Origin of the sequence: Peribacillus sp. FSL E2-0218 (genome assembly GCF_037992945.1) — a bacterium.
GTDB classification, from domain to species: Bacteria; Bacillota; Bacilli; order Bacillales; family DSM-1321; genus Peribacillus; species Peribacillus simplex_B.
In genome coordinates, this window is the sequence record NZ_CP150304.1 from 2,007,533 (window position 1) to 2,027,949 (window position 20,417).

Here is a 20,417-nt window from a genome sequence, read left to right on the forward strand (position 1 = left end):
TCGGGATTTGGAGCATGGGAAAAAATAAAGGGGGATCTGATGAAATGAAAAGACTTGAAAACAAAGTGGCTATCATTACTGGCGGGGGAACGGGCATCGGGAAAGAAACCGCTTTATTATTCGCTAGTGAAGGAGCAAAAATCGTCATTACTGACATTAACCAGGATTCCGGAGATCAAGCTGTAAAGGACATTCAAGCGATCGGAGGAGAAGCGATATTCATTCGCCACGATGTCAGCAGCGAAGAAGATTGGAAGAAGGTGGCAAAGGGAACGATTGATGCATTTGCGAAAGTCGATGTTCTATTCAATAATGCGGGCATTTATATCATTAAACCGGTTACGGAGATTGAACTGGAGGAATGGAACCGGCTCATGTCGATTAATGTGACTGGCGTGTTTTTGGGAATGAAACATATCATGCCATTGATGGCGAAACAAAATAAAGGATCGGTCATCAATGCATCATCCATTGCAGGCTTGATCGGGGCGCCGGGACATGTTCTTTACGGAGCAAGCAAGGGGGCGGTCCGGGTCATGACAAAAGACGCTGCCATTGAATATGCTTCAACGGGAGTCAGAGTGAATTCGATTCATCCAGGATATATCGATACCGGGATGGCAGACTATGCTTCAGAGCAAACGGGCAGCTCAAAAGATGAATTGGGTAAAGAATTTCCGTTAGGACATCTGGGTACTGTCAAAAACGTGGCGAATACGGTGCTTTTCATTGCTTCCGATGAATCTTCCTATACGACCGGCACGGAATTTGTGATTGATGGCGGAGCGACAGCTCGCTAAGGGGCTGCCACTGCAGTGAAAAGAAATTAAAACCGAAGGAGTGTTTGGAATGAGATTACAAGATAAAGTGGCAATCGTAACCGGCGGAGCAAGTGGAATTGGGGCCAGCACGGCGCAATTGTTTGCAGCAGAGGGTGCAAAGGTTGTCATTGCTGACTTTGCTGATCATGGACAAGCAGTATCTGATGCGTTAAATGGAAAAGGGTACGATACTCTTTTTGTCAAAACCGATGTGACGAGTGAACCGGACATAAAGAATATGATTGAAAAAACCGTCAGCCAATACGGGAAGCTGGATATCATGTTTGCGAATGCGGGTATTGCAAGGGATGGAAACATCCATGAGTTGAGCTATGAGCAATGGCAAAAAACGATTGATATCAATTTATCAGGCGTCTTCCTTTCAGATAAATATGCGATACAGCAAATGCAAAAACAAGGGACAGGCGGAGCCATCGTCAATACAGGCTCCATCCATAGCCATGCCGGAAAACCTGGGGTAACGGCGTATTCCGCTGCAAAGGGCGGGGTCAAGCTACTAACCCAAACTTTAGGTACGACTTATGCCAGAGAAGGGATACGCATCAATGCCGTTTGCCCAGGGTATATTGATACACCGCTCATTGCGGCAGCACAGGGTGACTTAAGGCAAGATTTGATCGATTTACATCCGATCGGCCGGTTGGGCAAAGCCGAGGAAGTGGCTAAAGCAGTTCTCTTTCTTGCAAGTGATGATGCATCATTTATCACAGGCACAAGCCTTATTGTCGATGGCGGTTATACAGCAGTATAAAAGCCTTTTTCTGAAGGGTGAAAACAACTGCTTAATCGTCCGTTCACCGAAATAACGGACTACGTAAATAAATAATGGAGCTTCTTCCCTATGGGAGGCGATGTAAATCGCTTATCGTAAGGAAGGGCTCTTTTTTAGGCTCTTTTCGTAAAGATCCTCGTTATAAATACGAAACGATTGAGGTTGTTTGGAGAGAAGCCAACCATTCCGCATTACTTGTGAAAAGCAACCAAGTATCTTTTTTTAAAAAAAGAGCATATGAATTGCAGAAAAACCTAGTTGACCGAGAACCTCCGGGAGGTGCTGTTTGGCAATGTATAGGAAGGATATATAGGGAACATAAATATCATAAGGGACATATGTCCTTTCGCGAAGCTCCAGTTCTGTATTTTAATGAGTACAAGCAATCCAGAAAGGAGGAGGAAGGGTGAAAGGGATACTATTTTCGATTATTGCTGGTATATTCATTTCGTTGCAGGGGGTGTTTAATTCAAGAATGAGCGAGGACATTAGCGGTTGGCACACGACTGCGATTGTCCATCTAGTCGGATTTATCTTGTCGATCATCATTTATTTAATTGCCCGGGATGGCAGAGCGGAGGGCTTTCGTGAGGTTCCTTATTTTTATTTGCTTGGAGGCATTCTCGGGGTCGTGATCGTGTTCGGGGAAATGACATCGATAAATGTCCTGGGCATGTCTCTTGCAATCGCCACGATTTTAATTGCACAGCTTCTTTGTGCATTCCTTATAGACACTAAGGGACTATTCGGTATGATCAAGCATAAGGTGTCATTTCAACAAGTGATTGGAATGGCTATGATGTTAGTGGGGGTAATCCTATTTAAATGGTAAAAAGGTGATGTACATTGAAAAAAATAAATGATGGCCGCCGGATTCTTGAATATCTCGATCAATTTCAGCTGAATAGGGTTTTTTCGGAGGGAATGAAGAAAAAAATATCTCTTTACCAATTCAAAAAGGGCGAAATTTTGTGTGCAAGAGGTGAAGATATTCAGCACATGTATTTCCTGGTGAAGGGAAAGGTGAAGATCTTTACCACTTCTCCGGAAGGAAAAGCATGGATCGTTCGGTTCAAAACACCATTGGCGCTTTTCGGCGATGTGGAATATGTAAAGGGGATGCCCGTCCTCCATACTGTCGAAGCAGTCAGTGAAGGAATGGTCCTTTGCATTCATTTTGATGAGGTAAGGGCGATGGAATCCAACCGCGCGGAGTTTCTGAACTTTTTGTTGGAGATCATTACCCAAAAGTTTTACACGGAATCCCATGCTGCTAGTTTGAACAGGCTCCATCCAGTCGAAACACGTCTGGCAAGCTACCTATTGTCTCTTTCCTCGGAAGGGGACGGCTCCATGTTCCATAAGGAAATGGGCACGTCCAATCTAATGGAAATTGCTGATCTCATAGGTACCAGCTATCGGCACTTAAATCGTGTCATTCATAAATTGTGTGAAGAAGGAATCATCGAACGGAGGCAAGGGTCCCTGTATATTGAAGACTTGCCGATGCTCCGGGAAAGGGCAGATGGCAATATTTATGAATGAGATCGGAGGATACATGCATGCAAGGAATTTTGTTTGGAGTTATTGCAGGGGTCTTCATCAGTCTGCAAACGGTCTTTAATGCCCAAGTGAGTGAAAAGGTAGGTTCTTGGGCGACAACCACACTCGTGCTGGGACTTGGTTTCGTATCATCGTTCACCATGTTTATGATCATGGATGATACGAGCCTGTTGGCGCTCGGTCATGTGAATAAGCTTTATCTATCAAGTGGGGTCTTGGGTGTCATGCTCGTCTATTGCATCATGCAGGCGATCCGGCTTTTAGGCCCGGCATATGCGATCTCCATTGTACTTGTCGCCCAGCTCATTATGGCGGTTGTTATCGACACGTATGGCTGGTTCGGGTTTGAGACGGCTCCTTTTACCATGAATAAATTGTTCGGTATCGGAATCATGGTAGCGGGAATCATTATGTTTAAGACGAAAAGGAACGTTATCCAGAAAACCGATAAGCGGGGTATTTTACCTGAAAAAGCTCAACTGTAACGTATCCCATTAAGAAGAACATCCCCCTAATTAACGCATTGGGACAACGCGTTAATTAGGGGGATGGATCTCAAGTTTTAGGAATTGGCATTCGTTGTTCGAGAAGCATATGGGAAAAGGGGATCTTTAAGTTCAAACTCATAGCTTTGTCCATTTACAATTCCAACCACTTTGTCATGTTCATGCAGCTGAATCAAAAACTCAGCCATTTCCTTTGCTGTATGGTACTTCGGTAAAGTGGCATCATAATGGAATTCGTCAACATCAAAGGAGCGTTTGGCAAATTCCGTTTCAGTTGCAGCTGGAGCCAACACCTTGGCTTGCATTTTAGCACCTTGGCTTTTAAGTTCATGAGCAAGCCCTTCTGTAAAGGCACTGACATAAAATTTAGTGGCGCAATAAGTGATGGCATCTGCAACAAGGGTGTATCCACCACCTGATGAGATATTGATAAGCTGTGTGCCCTCAGTATTTGAATAGTCACGAACGTAAAGGGAGGACAATATTGTTAAGGCCTCAATATTCAGGTGAAGCATTTTCTCGATTTTCGGCAGCCTTTGCTCTCCGATCTTATCGAAATTTCCAAAACCTGCATTGTTGATCCATGTTTCAATCTGGAGGTCTTTAAGACTTTCATATAGTCCATAAACATTCTCGGTAATCGATAGATCGGCAGCATGAACAACGATATCCAATTCTTTATTCATTTGCTCTATTTTTGTTTTTAGTTCGTCCAAATTTTGTTTTCTCCTGGCAACGAGAACTAAATTTTTCCCTCGGGATGCAAAGGCTAAAGCAGCTTCATATCCAATACCGGAGCTTGCTCCCGTGATAACCGTATATTTCATGTGTATACCTCCATTAATTTATGATAGGATGTCATTGTATTACTTAGAGTTCACTCTAAGTCAACAATTAGTCATGATGAGGTGTTTTTTATTTACACGATAAGTGAAGTGGGGCAAAAGCTTGGAATAAGCACACATGCCTTACGCTATTACGAAAAAGAAGAAATCATAACACTGGAAAGAAATGCTCAAGGAATCAGGCAATATACCGATTCACACCTTAAATGGATGGAGTTTGTAAAAAAACTGAGGGAAACGCAAATGCCCATCGAACAAATAAAAAAATATACCCAATTGTTCAAAGAAGGAGACCATACATCGATGGACCGCTTGAATCTATTAGAGAACCATCGCCGAAGCATCGAAGCCCAGATTGAAACATTGAAAGTCACTGAAGCAATGCTTGATAAGAAAATAACGGCATATAAACAGCACTTATCCACTTTGAATCCGTCAAACAGCTAGACCTGCACAAAAAGTGTTCCTTCTGCTGGTCACAGTATTAACGAACGATGCGCCATTTTCTTGAAATTATGTACTTATGTATCGTTAATACTGTTCATCTCAATCTTAATAGGGTTGACTTTCAACATACTCAAAAGGAATGGAAACGGTTATCATATTTTTCACGATCAGAATTTCCGCAAATTTTATTTTGTTGCAAAATATAACTTGCTCCAGATTCGTTAATGAGCTTTGAAACCCCTTCTGGATAATAAGGCATTAGGCGGTCTGCCTTTTCCAAGTCCATCCATTCAACTTTCATAATATTTTCTTCATGTGGAATTTCCTTAGGCCGAGTTACGATGTATCCAAGATAAGTAAAAAAGAATACATGCTTTTCATCTATGAGACTCTCATTCAAAGCTACAATATTGCCGACTTCAATGTCATACCCGGTTTCTTCCTTGACTTCTCTTATAGCCGCTTCTGCCAAAGTCTCCCCGGCTTCAACTCCCCCTCCTGGCAATGTCCAAGTGCCTTTCTTATTGAATACCATCAGTATTTTACTTGTGGCCGCATCAAATAGTAATGAATATACAACATCAACTCGCTGGGAATTCATATCTTTACCTCCTCCGTAAATCGAATCAATCTTAAGTATAAAGTAAATTCATGATTATAGTGGAAAATAGCAGGGAAGGGAAATTCAGACAGTTTCGTTATTTTTAAAATTAAATATACGATCATGTAACAGGATATCCTCCCAATTCTTCCTCCAAACGTCTGGCAGTAAGAAAAGGGTGGGGAAATGTATGGATGATGTGATCATTGGCATCAAAACAAAGCAACCATGGAGATCCGGATGAAGATTGGATCTCGATAGCTACGTCACATATTTCTCCTAGCTACATCAAAAAAAGTGAATGATAGCTTTCTTCAATTATTAGGAGCAGTACCATTTTCCATTATAAAAAATACAGTTTTGCCCACCTTGCTGCCCACCAGGAAACCCTGGGAAAGGCTGCCCCTGCTGTCCGCCCTGCTGTCCGCCCTGCTGTCCGCCCTGCTGTCCGCCCTGCTGTCCGCCCTGCTGTCCGCCTTGCTGTCCACCCTGCTGTCCGCCTTGCTGTCCACCCTGCTGTCCGGGTTGTTGTACAGGCGGACATTGTAGACCTAAATATTGTAATCCAACGATATCATTGTGATGAACCTCGTTTGGCAAACCATCCTCAAGGATTTGAACCATGCCAGTTGTGGTGTTAAACCCCATCAAAATGAATGTGTGTGTCGAATTTCCCCAAAACCCCCTGAAACAATGCCCTTGGCGGCCTGCTTTTAAATGACTTTGTATCGTTGCAGTAGGTACTAAAGATTGCACTCTTTCTGCGTAATGATAAGGCATATTAGCATAATAATTATCGTAATAATATGGTACATTGTTTTGATGAAAGGCGTAGTTATAGTTATACATTCCGAAAATCCTCCCTTTTAGGTACACTATAAAATATGTAAAAATAAAGATTATGTCCTACATGGACAAAGATGGACAATGAATTTGGGCTGCCTAATTTCCAGCCGGGACTAGTATCACCGTAAAACAATCATGTTTATACTGCTTGCATCTTATTGAAACAGAACGCTATGGCCAAAGAGTATTTCAAAGCTAATGAATATTTCCCTAATTGTGAAATTAGTGTTCTTTGCTTCATGAAAGCGTCCTTTGCATAAAGGGTTTCAAGTGATAAATATAGAAGAAGATACTAGGCTGATAGGGTGATCCCTAAAAAAAGCAAATTCATAAAACGAAACTTATTGGAGGAAGCAAATGAAGGTAAAGAAAATCCATCATGTAGCAATCATATGCACGGATTATGAGAAATCAAAAAAATTCTATGTAAATATCCTAGGGTGTGAAATTAAGAAGGAAACCTATCGTGCAGAAAGAAAGTCGTATAAATTGGATTTACTGGTCGGGGGGGAATATCAGTTGGAATTGTTCTCCTTTCCGGAAAGTCCCTTAAGACAAAGTTATCCCGAAGCAAGCGGGCTAAGGCATTTGGCTTTTGAAGTGGAGGATATTGATCAAGCGGTCGAAGAGTTATGCAAAGAGAATATTTCTGTCGAACCCATCCGGGTTGACGAGATAACCGGAAAAAGATTTACGTTCTTTTGTGATCCCGATGATTTGCCTCTGGAATTATACGAAAAGTCTTGCTGAATGGAATCCATCTAGAAAGATAAACAAATTCGATTGGTCAGGTGCGAGGAGGTCCCGTTCAACTTGAACCTAAAAAAAGCAGACAAACTTTGGTATCCAAGGGGTTTGTCTGCATTTTGGAAGCTGCATGTCGATTGCGGCTTCTTTTTTTGTCATGGACTTAAAATGGGCTGTCAAGGACTGCTCTGTAGTATACAGTATTCAAGCAGGATTCATAAGATATAAAAAGGAGGGACAAGCAAATAAAGGAAGAATGCAAGAATGGAGATAAAAACAGTGGTCCAAAAGAAGCTCGGTTTCGTTTAATAACAGGCACATTTACTGACATGGAAACGGCAGAGCTGATGGCAGATGAGCTTAAGCATCGTTATGGCTGGATTGTCTATATAATACCTGAACAAAGAGGAAAAGAAGGGGGATTAGAATAAACGGACACTAACATCCTTGAGAATGCTCGGTGAATGAAGGGAAAATAATAGAGAGGATGGCTGACTTGAAATTACAAGATATTAAAGGGAAATATGATGTCATAATAAGTTTGGGCAGTTGGTGCGGTCCTTCACTTAATTTAAGGCGGCATAATTTAAGGAGGTTTTCATTCCCGCTTGATTGGGTCGTATCTAATTCATTATCCGATGTAAACAAATTGTTGAAGAACGGATTTGATGGGTTTATGGACATTAAGCAAATGCAGCGTATAGATGGTGTTGCCGCGTATCTTGATGATGGAGATGCCGTATTTGCGGACGAGGGCAGGAAGAAGCAAAACGCGCATTTTATTCAGGATAGCACGTATAATATTATCTCGGTACACGATTTCCCAATCATTGAGGAGCAGGATTGGAGACAACTTTACCCCGCCTATAAGGAAAAGCTTAATGACCGAATAAGAAAATTCATTGAAATACTTGCAAACAGCCAATCCGTTCTATTTATCCGGTGGGGGGCAGTAAGCATTCCGGAAGCACTTGAATTGCGATCTATCTTAGCAGGTATGACACCTGGAAAATGTAACATCCTGTTCCTTGATCCAATAGCAGATATACCGAGTGTTAAGGAAATCGACTGGGGAATTGACGGGATTTGTACGACACAGGTTCCAAGCCAAAGCCCTAATGATGATTCCATGTGGGATCATGTTTATGATGGACTGGCCATAACGGACTACTGGAAGAATTAAGGTAACCGTGATTATTTGACAGGATTATGGTTTGGGGAAATGATTCGGAGTTTCAGCCGGATTACGACGAATACGATCAAGAAATGGACAGATAAATGATTCAAATAGGGGTGCCTGCTCGAGCATTAGACATGAGTAGTCCCTCTTTTGGTCACTAGCAAATTGAAGGAAGAGCATGTTTTGGTTAAACATGCTCTCCTTCTTTAACGGATGTCTGGGGATAGGGCTCATTTAAAGGTGAAACGCCGTTTGAAATCCCAATCCAAAATAAATGAGTTATTTGCACCTGTTAAAAACTTATAATCAATATAGGTTCTTTCCTTTTTAGTCATTTCGTCTACATATGGGGAATAGGTCCGGAAAAACAATTGGTTTTTCTTTTCATTGAATTCGACAAGTCTTAGCCAGCCATTCCCGCCACGATAATCCGATTGATAATTGACCACCATTTGAATGACATCATTCCCCGCTCTGTTTTTCTTTACTTGATGAGCAATGCCGAAATAATGTCCATTGACCGTCATGAAAACTTGATTATGATCCTTTACGAGTTCTTTCCATATCAGCCGGCCATTGGCCGATTCAGCGGCGATGGTTTCGTTATTAATCACATCAGGGAAAATGATATCATGTGAAACGAGGATTGTCGGTTTATCCTGATGCTGATCGAGGACACCTTCCGCCCATTGCAAGTCTTTATGAAGGTTTTTCATATCAACGATCAAGACCAAGTATTGATAACTACCGGCCTTAACGATTGCAAAGGAGCTGTACCCGGATTGGGATGAGCCCTTATAGTATGCTTTATTTTGAAAACGGTGCGGTCCATAGTGTGTTAGGAATGGGTTTCCGGCCGCATAATCATGATTTCCTGCCGCCATCATATAGGGGATGTGCTGCTTATCCAATTTCGAAATGGCTGAAAGTGAGTTTTGCCATTGTTTTTCCGTATCACTATCGACAATGTCACCTACGAATGAATTCATGATGATATGGTTCTTCTTCGTGTTCTTGGAAATCCAATTCATCTGGCTATTGAAAATCTCTGGGTTTTGGCTTGAATATTTCTGAGTATCAGGAATGAAAACGAAATTATAATTTTTTTTATTCGTCAAAAGGGGCATTGATTTATTAGAGCCTTCGAAGGGATCATCGTCACGGGGATCCTTCACAAGCCATTCTTTTTCAGTCAATGCTTTATTGGCGATCCGGATTTCCTCGATATTCCCCGCAAATAGTTTATCCAATTTATTGCTCCATTCGGATGCTCCGATGTTCCAGCCCTTCCCAGTCAATCCCGCAATGCCTATAGCCTTTTCCGATTCTCCGTAATCACTTATGCTATTTAAAGTCAAGGTGGTCGCGCTGCCATCATTGACTACAGCCAAGTGGTACCATTCATCCGCATTTAACGCTCTTGACCAATTGCTTACATTATAAGTTAGATTGGAAGGGTGGCTTGTCCAATGTATTTTTTGATCGCTTGATAAAGTAAGGGCAGAAAGAAGTTTCTTGTCGCCGTCCATTTTATTAAGGTCGACCGCTTTTCCTTGCCTGGAGAAAAGTCCTAACCCATTGTTGGTTTTAGTTTTAGCTGGTAATTTAAAAATAGCTTCGATTGTGAATCCATTATCGAATTTCTCTGAATTGATCGGTGCGTTTTTCTTGGTTTTGAAGTATCGTCCTGAAGGCCCGTTTTCCTGATTAGCGAATTTTAGGCTATCCACCCCTTCACGATCATGATAATCTTCTTCAGACCATTGAATCAATCCTTTTAATTCAGGGGAGGCAGCATCCCCGATGGTTGCCATCTCCAGATCGTTTCCGTGCTTGCTTGTATCCTCGATCATTAAGTTTCCTTTATCGATTGAACCACTTTTGACATGCTGTCTTGTGAATTTCCAATCAGCCAGGATCGTGCCTCGATCATTTTCAGCATCGGGATGTATGGAGTTTGCCGAATTGGCAATGCCGGGAACAATCATGAATAATAGTGTTAGACCAATAAATGCTTTTTTCATTTTCATAAAACATGCACCCCATTACAATTAGATAAAGCACTATTTGAATAGCCGCTATATTGTTATTCCTTATGTCATCCTGATATCTTTAACGAATTATGTAAGGAAAGAAGATTTATACCGCAATATCATTTAGTTTGCTTATCTTCTTGTTAACTTATTAAGGATAGGTAAAAAAGGCCTATTCGACCTGTTGATATCAGGAAGATAATGACACTTAAGTTCTATATAAGCTGTGAAGCGGCTGAAACTGACGGCATTAAGGAATCAAAAAATCGCTATATCCGTGAAGAAATTCAACTTTAATATATGGATAATTATTTTGACGGTCGTAAGAAAGAGACATCTTGGAAGGCAAATCCTATACAGTAGCTTGGAAGGTGCGTATGGTAACAGAGGAGGAGAAATATGGAAAACAAATTCCCGGTTATTGAGACGAAAAGATTGATATTGCGTGAAGCAACAAAAGCGGACGCGGGTGATATGCTTGACTATCTAACTGATATCGAGGTCGTGAAGCATATGGGATTGGAGCCTTTCCAAACAGTCGATGAAGTGTGGGAGGAAATCGGTTGGTATCAGTCCATCCGCAAAGAAGGTACAGGAATTAGATGGGGAATAACGATGAAAGATAACGGGAAGGTGATCGGGAGCTGTGGATTTTTTAATAGGGCCCCTAAACATTTCCGGGCAGAAGTTGGCTATGAACTAAATCAAGCTCATTGGGGAAAAGGCATAGCAGGTGAAGCTCTGGAAGCCGTCGTCAGGTATGGCTATCATCATTTTCAATTGGAAAGGATCGAGGCTTTAATCGAGCCCGCCAATATTCCATCCCAAAGACTGGTGGAAAAGCAAGGCTTTAAAAGAGAGGGCTTGCTTAGGCATTATGAATATACTTGTGGGAAATTTGATGATTTATTGATGTACTCCCTAATAAAAAAAGATTTGAAAATCATCTAACGTCATGAAACAAATCCATGCTTTTTTTTTAAACCGCTGTAAAGCGGTCTTTTTTATGAACTTGATGCCGGAACGAGGTCCTAAGTTTTCTCACTTGTTGCGGTACTCTCTTTCAACCTTGCAAATACGTACGGAATAAGAGGAATACCAGTCTTTCATGCCTTTTTCCTGAGCTTTTTTGTGTAAAGCATTCTCCTTCCAGCGCTTGATTGAATCCTGGGATTTCCAATAAGATACAGTGATTCCTGAACCGTTTTGATCCCTTACGCTCTCTACTCCTAAAAAGTCTTCTTGCTGAGAGGCAAGCTCAACCATGAAATCAGCGGTTGAATCGTAGCCTGCCGCATCTCCTTCACTTCTGTTTGACGTAAAAATACAAGCGTAGTAAGGCGGTTCGGGTGTATTTGCAAAAAACATCAATGGATTTCCCCCTTTAACTGACTTTTTTAAAATCATAACCTATCAGGATATGCAGGGATAGGGACATTCAGAAGCCGGCAAACCAAGCAATGGGGTGGGTCGTGGAGTTCAAGATATGTTTGGTCCATTATGCAAGAGGGGGAAGGAGATTATTTATTTTGGAACGAATATAGTACATTGAAGGTTTGTTAAAAAAAGGAGATGGTTTTATGTGTGGGATTCTTCAGTGAACATTTGGAAAGAGACTCCTATTTGCCCAAGCATCGTGATATTTTGTTGCTTCATGCAATAAAGGACCTATCGGCTGACCGGGATGTTTTGGCCATATACCTTTCGGGGTCATTAGCGAAAGGGAACTTTGATGATTACTCTGATATCGATCTGCATACGGTTGTCATCCGAGAGCGGAAAGCAGCTTACTTAAAGGGAAAAATGCAACGAGCCAATGGCTGGGGGAATGCCGCTTTTCATGAAGATCACCATTCATCTTCACCATATATCGTCACACATTATGATACCTTCGTCAAAGTCGATAGCTGGTATCATTCACCTGAGGAAGTTGTACCTTCCATCTGGATGAAGGAAATTGAAATCCGCCATGATCCCTTTAATATCGTGAGTCAGGTTGTTGAGGCATCGGCAGACATTGCTTACAAGTCTACAGTGGAGGAAGTGGAACTTTGGCGGGGGAAACTGCTTGCTTTTATCCATGAAACATACCGAGCTGTTATGAGGGGGGAGAGATTATATGCACGATCTAATCTCGATAAAGTGCGCTGGCACATCGTCCATGGCTGGTATATGGAAATGGGGGAGCATTTAGACGGCTCCTATGGAGCATGGACGAAAATGGAAGGAAAAAGAAGTAAATTGGATGAAAAGAAATTAAACCTCTTAAATGAATGGGGCAGCGATCGCAATCCTAGTGAAATCATGAAAACGATGGGAAAGATGATCCCGGAATTCCTTAGATTGAATAAGTGCCTAAGTATGCTGATGGACATCGAACCAAATGAAGATCTGATTAAAAAGATGATAAAAATGGCTACTTGATCTTAGTTTTCATAGCAGAAGATTTAAATGAATTGATTTGTGTTTAGATCACGATTTCAGAACAAATACGGAGGGATGTCTAACGTGGCTGAATTGATTTATCATGTGGCAGTATCGCTGGACCATTTCATTGCGGACCAAGGCATAATCGATGGAGATACCAGTAATTCCCTCTTTTTATTCGAAGGAGAGCATGTCCCGGATTTTTTAACGGAAATTCAGCAATATGACGCCGTATTGATGGGGCGGAAAACATATGAGTTTGGCTTTCATTTCGGCGCAAAACCGGGTGAACCTGGCTATAAGGGGCTGAAGCATTATATTTTCTCAAATTCCCTTCAGTTCGAATCGAACGAGGAAGTGGAGCTCATCAAGGGAAATGCCGTGGAATTCATTGAAAATCTCAAGCAGCAAGGGGAAGGTAAGCTATGGTTATGCGGCGGAGGCGAACTTGCCGGGAATTTAATCAAGCATAAACTCATCGATCGATTGGTACTGAAAGTGAACCCCCATCATCATCGGGGAAGGCATCCCCCTTTTCGGCAGCGTCAAGCCTTTGCTTAAACTGGATTTAATTGAAATGACGCAGTATCCAAACGGTGTGATCAAACCCACATACAAAATTATCTATACCTAGGGGAATCAGTGATCGGGTTGCGGCAGCGGCCCTTTTTTTGTTGTTAAAATCTATTGACCCGCTGATGAAAGAAACTATATTTATTCTTTTCAGATAGTTTGCTTCATCCAACATAGTTACCTAGCGCTTACATATATAAAACGATACAAAAAGGTTGCTATAGACCCACCCAATTTTAAGTTGGTATGATAATCAAGTACTTAATTGTGGGGGGAAGTTGAATGGAAGAACAGAAATATTATGACCTCAAATTAGGCGAACGTGGTGCAATCATTAGTATCATTGCTTATATTTGTCTATCTATTATAAAATTGGTTATTGGATACATAAGTGACTCAGCTGCTCTAAAAGCGGATGGTTTGAATAATACGACTGATATTATCGCATCCATTGCCGTATTGATTGGATTAAGGCTAGCCCAAAGACCCCCCGATAAAGATCATGGATATGGTCATTGGAAAAGTGAAACGATTGCCTCCATGGTGGCATCATTCATCATGTTTGCCGTTGGTGTGCAGGTATTGATCGATGCCATTTCGTCCATGCTTGACGGGGGCAAGGAGTCGCCTGACACCATGGCAGGGTATGTGGGAATTTTATCAGCAATCGCCATGTATTTTGTATATCGGTATAATAAAAAGCTGGCTCTCAAAATTAACAGTAAAGCCGTTATGGCCGCTTCGAAAGACAATATTTCAGATGCTTGGGTAAGTATTGGAACCGCTATCGGAATCTTCGGCTCCCAACTAAACATGCCATGGCTTGATCCGCTGACGGCAATCATCGTTGGGCTTTTAATATGCAAAACAGCATGGGAAATATTCAGCCAATCCTCTCATGAGCTTTCAGACGGATTCGATGAAAATAAAATCCATCTCTATAAAGATGTCATTACAAATGTGAATGGGGTCAAGGGTATAAAAGAAATTAAAGGGAGAAATTATGGCAATAATGAAGTCATCGATGTTGTGATTCTTGTTAATTCCACATTGGATATAAAAGAAGCACATGATATTGCAACACATGTAGAAAAAGTGATGATGAATGAACATGGGGTGTATGATGTACATGTTCATGTTGAGCCCAATTAACTATGCTGATTTTCCTTTGAACGAAGATATACCAACATATTAGACAAATGCATATACATGTAATGGCAGATACTCCCTCTCTAAATTGTTAGAGGGGGATTTTTTGCATTCAAAAAATAGTGTTATTGCTTAGTACAAGTTTCCACCTAATATCATAAGCTACAAAGAAGTAAAAAAAAGGTGGTGTTTTTATGAGTTGTAATTGTAGAAGATGTCGTGAACAAAGGGAAGAAGTGATTACAGATCCTACAAGGACCGTGGTGAATACGAGAACAAATCGGCGTGTCGTGAAGCATATTCATCCAACGGAAGTGATTAATGTTAATAGGACTGTGGTTAGAAATGAGCATTACTATCCTGTATATGAGAGAGACGTTTATGAAACGGTTGAAGAAAACGTTAATTGTGGCAGTAACCCGAACAATAATAATAGATGCAGACCCTTCTGGGACAGATGAATAAGGATGTAATGGAGCGCCCATTCCTGGGTGCTTTTTTATTAAAGGGATGCAGCGAAGCGGTTGAAATGGGCAGGTACCGTAAAAATTGCCGTGAAATGGATGAAAATAGGGAGTGCCAACAGAAAAAAACGAACCGATTGTTATACATAAATAATGAATGTTGATGAACAAAAAGGAATGCCTTTCAGATTGAGCATTCCTCATATCTTCACTTCCTGCTTTCTTTGTTCTCGCTTTCCCGCTTCTTTATGATGGCGTAGGCAAGATAACCAATCAAGCCCATGAATAACCCAGTGCCGCCGACAATATAAATCATCGTGAACACTTTTCCGAACGTCGTCTGCGGTTCAAAACCGGGGTGGCCAACGGTACTTAGAGTGACAACACAAAAATAAAGAGAGTCAATTACGGTCAGCCCTTCCTGCTTAACATAGAAAATGGTTCCGGAAAGTAACATGACCAGGACCAAGGCGAAAAGAACTTGGAAATTCTTCATTTTAAAAGCGGACCATAGCGCTTTTAAAAAACGTTTTAGGGTAAGGATAAATGATATCATGGGTAATCAAAATTCCTTTCTGTTTCATTTCAGATTAGGCAGTAATTGTTCAATCCTGGCTAATCCTTTCACTATACAGGAAATTAGATTGGTTTGACAAAAAAAGAAGGAGGTGCGATTGTAGTGGTTACCATGGGGAGATTCAAAAAGGGGGGAAATATGTTGAAACCGCGTATTACTGTGCTTACGTTAGGCGTGGATGATTTGGAAAAATCGCTGGCGTTCTATCAAGATGGAATGGGCTTTTAAACGGAAGGGATTATAGGGAAGGAATTCGAGCACGGAGCCGTTGCCTTTTTCGACTTGCAAGCAGGCCTAAAACTTGCCATTTGGAAGCGAAGCGATATAGCCCATGAGGCTAAGGTTCCATTGTCGCAGGCAAGCTCCACTGAATTCACGATTGGCCATAATGTAGGAAGCAAGGAAGAAGTTGATCGTGCATTGCTGCAAGCATATAAAGCGGGAGCCGAAATAACCGATCCGGCACACGATACGTTTTGGGGAGGATATTCCGGTCACTTTAAAGACCCTGATGGCCATCTTTGGGAGGTGGTCTGGAATCCGCAGTGGGACTTGGAAGAATGACGAACGCCTTTTTGAACATGGCCGGAACAAACTGATTGAGTATCAAAATGAAGGAAGCACTAGACCTTGAGGGGGATATGCTTCCTTTTTTATTTAAACAATTCCCTGCTTTTTTCATGCGTTATTCATTCTTTTCTATCTATTGTTCGCCACCACCTCCCATCCTTACCTGCTTAAAAAAGGCTTGATAATGACACCCTTCGTTTGATTTAGAATCCCATGATCTCCATATAAAAAAGGATTGACATAATAAGTATAACGTTATAATGTTTATTATTGAATAATGTGTTTTTTCAGTCTTTTTACATAAAGGGGGAAAGATTATTGAATAGTTTTATGAATGTACTCGAGTCGAAGGTGCTTCCAGTGGCAAATAAAATTGGATCACAAAGACATCTGCTAGCAATCCGGCACGGTGTCCTTGCAACACTTCCTTTAACGATTATCGGTTCGTTTTTTGTTATTTTATTGAATTTCCCAATTGATGGGTATGATGAATGGATCGCTCCTTACCGAGCTGCATTGGATGTACCTTTCCGATTTACAGTTGGGGCGATGGCACTTTATGCTGCATTTGGGGTGGGTTCGGCTCTTGCTGGTCATTATAAATTAGATCAGCTCAGTGCAGGCTTTCTATCAGTCTTAGCTTTTTTGATTACATGTGTGGTGCCTACCCAAGTCATGGAAACTGTTCCAGGGGTGATTGATGCGGGGCGATGGTTACCTATTAGCGCTTTAAGTGCAGCTTCTTTGTTCGGAGCGATCGTCACCTCATTGATTTCCGTTGAAATTTTTCATTTTCTCATAAAACGGGACATCAAAATCAAATTACCGGAAAGTGTCCCGCCAATGGTGTCCAACTCCTTTGCAGCCCTGATTCCAACATTGGTCGTGGTCCTTCTTTTCTGGGGCATTCGTTATGGTTTAGGGTTTGATATTAATTCGATCATCACGACATTGGTGTCTCCTCTCAAAAATTTATTGGTCGGTAATAGTTTAATAGGCGGCTTGCTTACCGTCTTCCTCATCGTTTTCTTTTGGTCGCTTGGTATTCACGGACCGGCCATATTGGGACCGATCATACGACCAATGTGGGATTCCGCGATACTCGAAAATATGGATGCGTTTGCAAGAACCGGTAATGCGGCGAATCTGCCCAATTTATTTACCGAACAATTCATTCAATGGTTCGTTTGGATTGGCGGGGCAGGATCGACTTTATCGCTTGTAGTACTATTCCTATTTTCAAAATCGAAGTATTTGAAAGAGCTGGGTAAACTATCTTTTGTTCCGGGGATTTTTAATATTAACGAACCTGTCATCTTCGGGGCACCTATCGTCATGAATCCGATATTGATGGTCCCGTTCATTGTTGCTCCTTTGGTGAATGTCATCGTTTCTTACACGTTCTTTCAATTAGGAATGATTCCCATGATCATGGCCAAGCTTCCGTTTACGGTCTTCGGCCCGATAGCCGCTGTAATCAGCACGGATTGGACCATCATGGCTGGGGTTCTAGTTATATTGAATTTCTTCATTTCATTAATGATTTATTTTCCGTTTTTCAAGATGTTCGAAAAGCAGCATCTGCGTGATGAAAATAAAAGCGAAGATGGAGCGGAAGAAAAAAAGGCAGGCATTAAATATGCTTGAAATAATAGGGGCATTGCTATCCTTTGTCGGTGCCCAAATCCTATTTTCGCGAACGAAGCTAGCTGAATGGATAACACCTTGGAAATCAGTCGGCGTTACCATTTTAATCATTAGCATTTCCATCATTTTGTTTAGCGCATTAGGGTCAACCCATTATTTAATTGTTATAATGCCAACGATTGTTTGTTCTGTAATGGTATCTTCACGCTACCGTGACTATTTAATGAGGTTACAGGCAAGGCGGGTTCAATGGAAAGAAAATGAGGAGTGAATGAGCTATGAGAAGATTGGGAATATCGATTTATCCGGAACACTCTACACCGGATCTCGACAAGCAGTATATAAAACTAGCCCATCGCTATGGGTTTGAGCGGATATTCACATGCTTATTATCGGTTTCAAAACCTTATGAAGTCGTCATGGAAGAATATAAAGATATCATTTCTTATGCGAAAACGCTGGATATGGAAGTCATCCTTGATGTTGCGCCGGCTGTTTTTGCCAATTTTAATATAAGTTATGATGATTTAGGATTTTTCGCAGAAATGGGAGCGGACGGCGTTCGTCTCGATTTGGGCTTTGATGGCTTGAAGGAAGCTAAAATGACGTTTAATCCTTATGGATTGAAAATTGAATTGAATATGAGCAATGATGTCGAATATTTAACGAATATTTTGACGCATCAAGCAAATAAGGATCAAGTCATTGGGTGCCATAATTTTTATCCGCAAAAATTCACGGGTCTGCCTTATGAGTTCTTCATCTCCTGCAGCAAGCGATTTAAAGAACATGGCATCCGGACAGCGGCATTTGTTACTTCACAAACGGGTGACATAGGGCCGTGGAACATCAACGATGGATTGTGCACATTGGAACAGCATCGTGAACTTTCCATTGATGTGCAAGCCAAGCATTTATGGGCCACAAACTTAATTGATGATGTGATAATTGGAAACGCTTATGCCAGTGAAGCGGAATTGAAAATGCTGGGAGCTTTACAGCGGGACATGATTGAGTTGAAAGTGGAGCTCCATTCGGATGCATCTCCCATCGAGCATCAAGTCACCTTGGATGAGATACATATTCGCCGTGGTGATATTAGTGAGTATATGGTCCGATCAGTTGAAGTAAGGAAAAAATACGGAAAGGAAAATTTTCCGATTCGGAAAAGTGTTCCACAGCAAAAAGGGGGCGTTTTCATCGGCAATGATTCCTTTGGAAAATATAAAGGAGAGCTTCAAGTCATTTTACGGGACATGCCCTTGGATGAACGGAAAAACCTTGTTGCACAAGTAGTGGAGGAAGAACGTTTTTTACTGGATTATATTAAACCATGGAGCTCATTCAGATTGATTAACTAAGCTGGAGCAAAGTTTGACAGGAAACAAATAAAACAAGGGAATTATGAGGAGGAAAATGTAATGAATATACTATTATGCTGTTCTGCAGGAATGTCTACAAGTCTATTGGTTAATAAAATGGAGAAAGCGGCATCGGAAGAAGGAGTGAATGCGAAAATCCAGGCAGTAGCCACTACGGAAGTGAGAAATCATATTAACGATGTGGACGTGATTTTGTTAGGGCCGCAGGTTCGTTACTTACTTAATGATATTAGGAAAATCGGAGATGAAAAGGGCGTGCCGGTAGATACCATAAATCCGATGCACTACGGATCATGCAATGGCAAGGAAGTGCTGAAAACAGCCATTCAATTAATATCCAAATAATTCACTTTGAAGAGATGAGAGGGTGCTAATATGGCGAAAACGAAAGAGGCGTTATCTGAACTATCTTTTCAATTGATCCTCCATAGCGGGAATGCCCGAAGCTGCGCAATGGAAGCCATCTCCTTGCAAAAGCAAGGCAAATCCAGCAATGCACAAGAAAAGCTGAAAGAAGCGGAGCAAGAGTTTGTGGCGGCACATAAAATCCAAACCGCCTTGATCCAAGCGGAAGTGAATGGTGAAAATTTCGACATACCAATGCTGCTGATTCATGCTCAAGATCACCTGATGACTTCCATGACAACAAAAGATTTAGCGATGGAAATCGTGGAATTACATGAGAAAATACAAAAGGTTCATTAAGTGAGGGTTGGCGCGCTTGGTGGTTTAAAAAGTCATTGAAAAATGATCTGACCCAATAATGTTAGACCTATAGTTTAAGCAGCTTCTAAGACCTGAGTTCGGTTTTCTATCGGACTCAGGTCTTTTAATATTTCCTTCATACGTTCGTGGCTATAGAAATGAATATAATCATCTAATTCCTTTTCAAAGTGATCCATACTTTCAAAATCTTGGAGAAAAAGCATTTGGACTTTAACATGCCAAACAAATTTTCGATAACTGCTGTTGGTTTGGTTGGAGCGAAGGTTAACAAGTAAAGGAAACTTGTCCAAAACGATCAAGGATAAGTGGTGGGGAACGGACGAAGAAAAATAGCCGCAGCCTTGAAATTCAATGTTAATCGGTGGTCTATCTAGATTTAGCTGATAATGGCTGTGGAAAGGAACAAAGCTGAATTTTTACCAAAATCTGTAGTTGGTGCATCTTCATTGACATGAATCAATAATAATATATAATACAGATATATGATATCTCTAATTGTAAATCATAAATGAATTTGAAG

General features: G+C 41.3%; 26 protein-coding genes and 1 pseudogene. 20 read left to right on the forward strand and 7 right to left on the reverse strand.

Features of this window, described 5'->3' with window-relative positions:
- Positions 1-44 precede the first annotated feature (44 nt).
- The 5 genes from MHI53_RS09690 (at position 45) to MHI53_RS09710 (ending at position 3,662) form a co-directional block, all read left to right on the forward strand.
- Positions 45-800: a glucose 1-dehydrogenase gene (locus MHI53_RS09690; RefSeq protein ID WP_340373336.1), complete on the forward strand. Its 756-nt coding sequence runs from the start codon at positions 45-47 to the stop codon at positions 798-800.
- Between the two features lie 49 nt (positions 801-849).
- Positions 850-1,593 carry a glucose 1-dehydrogenase gene (locus MHI53_RS09695; protein WP_340373337.1) on the forward strand — a complete coding sequence of 248 codons (744 nt, stop codon included), beginning with the start codon at positions 850-852 and terminating at the stop codon, positions 1,591-1,593.
- Between the two features lie 427 nt (positions 1,594-2,020).
- A complete protein-coding gene (locus MHI53_RS09700; protein WP_061141758.1) occupies positions 2,021-2,446 on the forward strand; it encodes a DMT family transporter in 426 nt (141 codons plus the stop codon).
- A gap of 14 nt (positions 2,447-2,460) precedes the next feature.
- The gene (locus MHI53_RS09705) at positions 2,461-3,159 is read left to right on the forward strand and encodes a cyclic nucleotide-binding domain-containing protein (protein ID WP_061141757.1); all 699 of its coding nucleotides are present in this window, start codon (positions 2,461-2,463) and stop codon (positions 3,157-3,159) included.
- A 17-nt stretch (positions 3,160-3,176) separates the two neighbouring features.
- Entirely contained in the window at positions 3,177-3,662 is a 486-nt protein-coding gene (locus MHI53_RS09710; protein WP_061141756.1) for a DMT family transporter, read from the forward strand.
- 77 nt (positions 3,663-3,739) lie between these two features.
- On the opposite strand, the gene MHI53_RS09715 is transcribed toward MHI53_RS09710, so the two are convergent.
- A complete protein-coding gene (locus tag MHI53_RS09715; protein ID WP_061141755.1) occupies positions 3,740-4,510 on the reverse strand; it encodes an SDR family NAD(P)-dependent oxidoreductase in 771 nt (256 codons plus the stop codon).
- Between the two features lie 90 nt (positions 4,511-4,600).
- Between MHI53_RS09715 and MHI53_RS09720 the strand changes: the two genes are divergently transcribed.
- Complete coding sequence (locus tag MHI53_RS09720; RefSeq protein WP_340373667.1) at positions 4,601-4,975, forward strand: MerR family transcriptional regulator; 375 nt, start codon at positions 4,601-4,603, stop codon at positions 4,973-4,975.
- Positions 4,976-5,105: 130 nt separating this feature from the next.
- On the opposite strand, the gene MHI53_RS09725 is transcribed toward MHI53_RS09720, so the two are convergent.
- On the reverse strand, positions 5,106-5,576 hold the full coding sequence (locus tag MHI53_RS09725; protein ID WP_340373338.1) for an NUDIX hydrolase: 471 nt from the start codon (positions 5,574-5,576) through the stop codon (positions 5,106-5,108).
- A 321-nt stretch (positions 5,577-5,897) separates the two neighbouring features.
- Positions 5,898-6,425, reverse strand: a complete 528-nt coding sequence (locus MHI53_RS09730) for a hypothetical protein (RefSeq protein WP_340373339.1) — start codon at positions 6,423-6,425, stop codon at positions 5,898-5,900.
- Positions 6,426-6,779: 354 nt separating this feature from the next.
- Here MHI53_RS09730 and MHI53_RS09735 point away from each other — a divergent pair, with 354 nt between their 5' ends.
- On the forward strand, positions 6,780-7,172 hold the full coding sequence (locus MHI53_RS09735; RefSeq protein ID WP_061141752.1) for a VOC family protein: 393 nt from the start codon (positions 6,780-6,782) through the stop codon (positions 7,170-7,172).
- Positions 7,173-7,656: 484 nt separating this feature from the next.
- Entirely contained in the window at positions 7,657-8,352 is a 696-nt protein-coding gene (locus MHI53_RS09740; protein ID WP_061141852.1) for a DUF1796 family putative cysteine peptidase, read from the forward strand.
- 227 nt (positions 8,353-8,579) lie between these two features.
- Here MHI53_RS09740 and MHI53_RS09745 read toward each other — a convergent pair whose 3' ends face one another.
- Entirely contained in the window at positions 8,580-10,379 is a 1,800-nt protein-coding gene (locus MHI53_RS09745) for a LamG-like jellyroll fold domain-containing protein (RefSeq protein ID WP_061141751.1), read from the reverse strand.
- A 402-nt stretch (positions 10,380-10,781) separates the two neighbouring features.
- Between MHI53_RS09745 and MHI53_RS09750 the strand changes: the two genes are divergently transcribed.
- On the forward strand, positions 10,782-11,333 hold the full coding sequence (locus MHI53_RS09750) for a GNAT family protein (protein WP_340373340.1): 552 nt from the start codon (positions 10,782-10,784) through the stop codon (positions 11,331-11,333).
- Positions 11,334-11,423: 90 nt separating this feature from the next.
- On the opposite strand, the gene MHI53_RS09755 is transcribed toward MHI53_RS09750, so the two are convergent.
- Complete coding sequence (locus tag MHI53_RS09755) at positions 11,424-11,753, reverse strand: antibiotic biosynthesis monooxygenase (RefSeq protein WP_155645437.1); 330 nt, start codon at positions 11,751-11,753, stop codon at positions 11,424-11,426.
- A gap of 252 nt (positions 11,754-12,005) precedes the next feature.
- Between MHI53_RS09755 and MHI53_RS09760 the strand changes: the two genes are divergently transcribed.
- From MHI53_RS09760 to MHI53_RS09775, 4 genes and pseudogenes are all read left to right on the forward strand, one after another.
- Positions 12,006-12,806, forward strand: coding sequence for a nucleotidyltransferase domain-containing protein (locus MHI53_RS09760; RefSeq protein ID WP_340373341.1), 801 nt, complete (start codon positions 12,006-12,008; stop codon positions 12,804-12,806).
- Between the two features lie 84 nt (positions 12,807-12,890).
- Positions 12,891-13,443: pseudogene (locus tag MHI53_RS09765) on the forward strand (dihydrofolate reductase family protein).
- Between the two features lie 221 nt (positions 13,444-13,664).
- Positions 13,665-14,534: a cation diffusion facilitator family transporter gene (locus MHI53_RS09770; protein ID WP_340373342.1), complete on the forward strand. Its 870-nt coding sequence runs from the start codon at positions 13,665-13,667 to the stop codon at positions 14,532-14,534.
- A gap of 191 nt (positions 14,535-14,725) precedes the next feature.
- Entirely contained in the window at positions 14,726-14,992 is a 267-nt protein-coding gene (locus MHI53_RS09775) for a CotD family spore coat protein (protein WP_081092354.1), read from the forward strand.
- Positions 14,993-15,203: 211 nt separating this feature from the next.
- On the opposite strand, the gene MHI53_RS09780 is transcribed toward MHI53_RS09775, so the two are convergent.
- Positions 15,204-15,551 (reverse strand): potassium channel family protein, encoded by a 348-nt coding sequence (locus tag MHI53_RS09780; RefSeq protein WP_061141745.1) that lies wholly within the window; start codon positions 15,549-15,551, stop codon positions 15,204-15,206.
- A 159-nt stretch (positions 15,552-15,710) separates the two neighbouring features.
- On the opposite strand from MHI53_RS09780, the gene MHI53_RS09785 reads away from it, so the two are divergent.
- From MHI53_RS09785 to MHI53_RS09815, 7 genes are all read left to right on the forward strand, one after another.
- Positions 15,711-15,800, forward strand: coding sequence for a VOC family protein (locus MHI53_RS09785; protein WP_340373343.1), 90 nt, complete (start codon positions 15,711-15,713; stop codon positions 15,798-15,800).
- Positions 15,801-15,809: 9 nt separating this feature from the next.
- On the forward strand, positions 15,810-16,136 hold the full coding sequence (locus MHI53_RS09790; protein ID WP_340373668.1) for a VOC family protein: 327 nt from the start codon (positions 15,810-15,812) through the stop codon (positions 16,134-16,136).
- 324 nt (positions 16,137-16,460) lie between these two features.
- Positions 16,461-17,789, forward strand: a complete 1,329-nt coding sequence (locus MHI53_RS09795; protein WP_340373344.1) for a PTS sugar transporter subunit IIC — start codon at positions 16,461-16,463, stop codon at positions 17,787-17,789.
- Positions 17,782-18,060, forward strand: a complete 279-nt coding sequence (locus MHI53_RS09800; protein ID WP_340373345.1) for a hypothetical protein — start codon at positions 17,782-17,784, stop codon at positions 18,058-18,060. Before MHI53_RS09795 ends, MHI53_RS09800 begins: the two co-directional genes overlap by 8 nt.
- Positions 18,061-18,067: 7 nt before the next feature.
- Positions 18,068-19,150, forward strand: a complete 1,083-nt coding sequence (locus tag MHI53_RS09805) for a MupG family TIM beta-alpha barrel fold protein (RefSeq protein WP_340373346.1) — start codon at positions 18,068-18,070, stop codon at positions 19,148-19,150.
- Positions 19,151-19,177: 27 nt separating this feature from the next.
- Positions 19,178-19,516: a PTS sugar transporter subunit IIB gene (locus MHI53_RS09810; protein ID WP_260320170.1), complete on the forward strand. Its 339-nt coding sequence runs from the start codon at positions 19,178-19,180 to the stop codon at positions 19,514-19,516.
- 30 nt (positions 19,517-19,546) lie between these two features.
- Positions 19,547-19,876 carry a PTS lactose/cellobiose transporter subunit IIA gene (locus MHI53_RS09815; RefSeq protein ID WP_061141740.1) on the forward strand — a complete coding sequence of 110 codons (330 nt, stop codon included), beginning with the start codon at positions 19,547-19,549 and terminating at the stop codon, positions 19,874-19,876.
- 74 nt (positions 19,877-19,950) lie between these two features.
- On the opposite strand, the gene MHI53_RS09820 is transcribed toward MHI53_RS09815, so the two are convergent.
- Positions 19,951-20,196, reverse strand: a complete 246-nt coding sequence (locus MHI53_RS09820) for an IS3 family transposase (RefSeq protein WP_340373347.1) — start codon at positions 20,194-20,196, stop codon at positions 19,951-19,953.
- Positions 20,197-20,417: the final 221 nt, after the last annotated feature.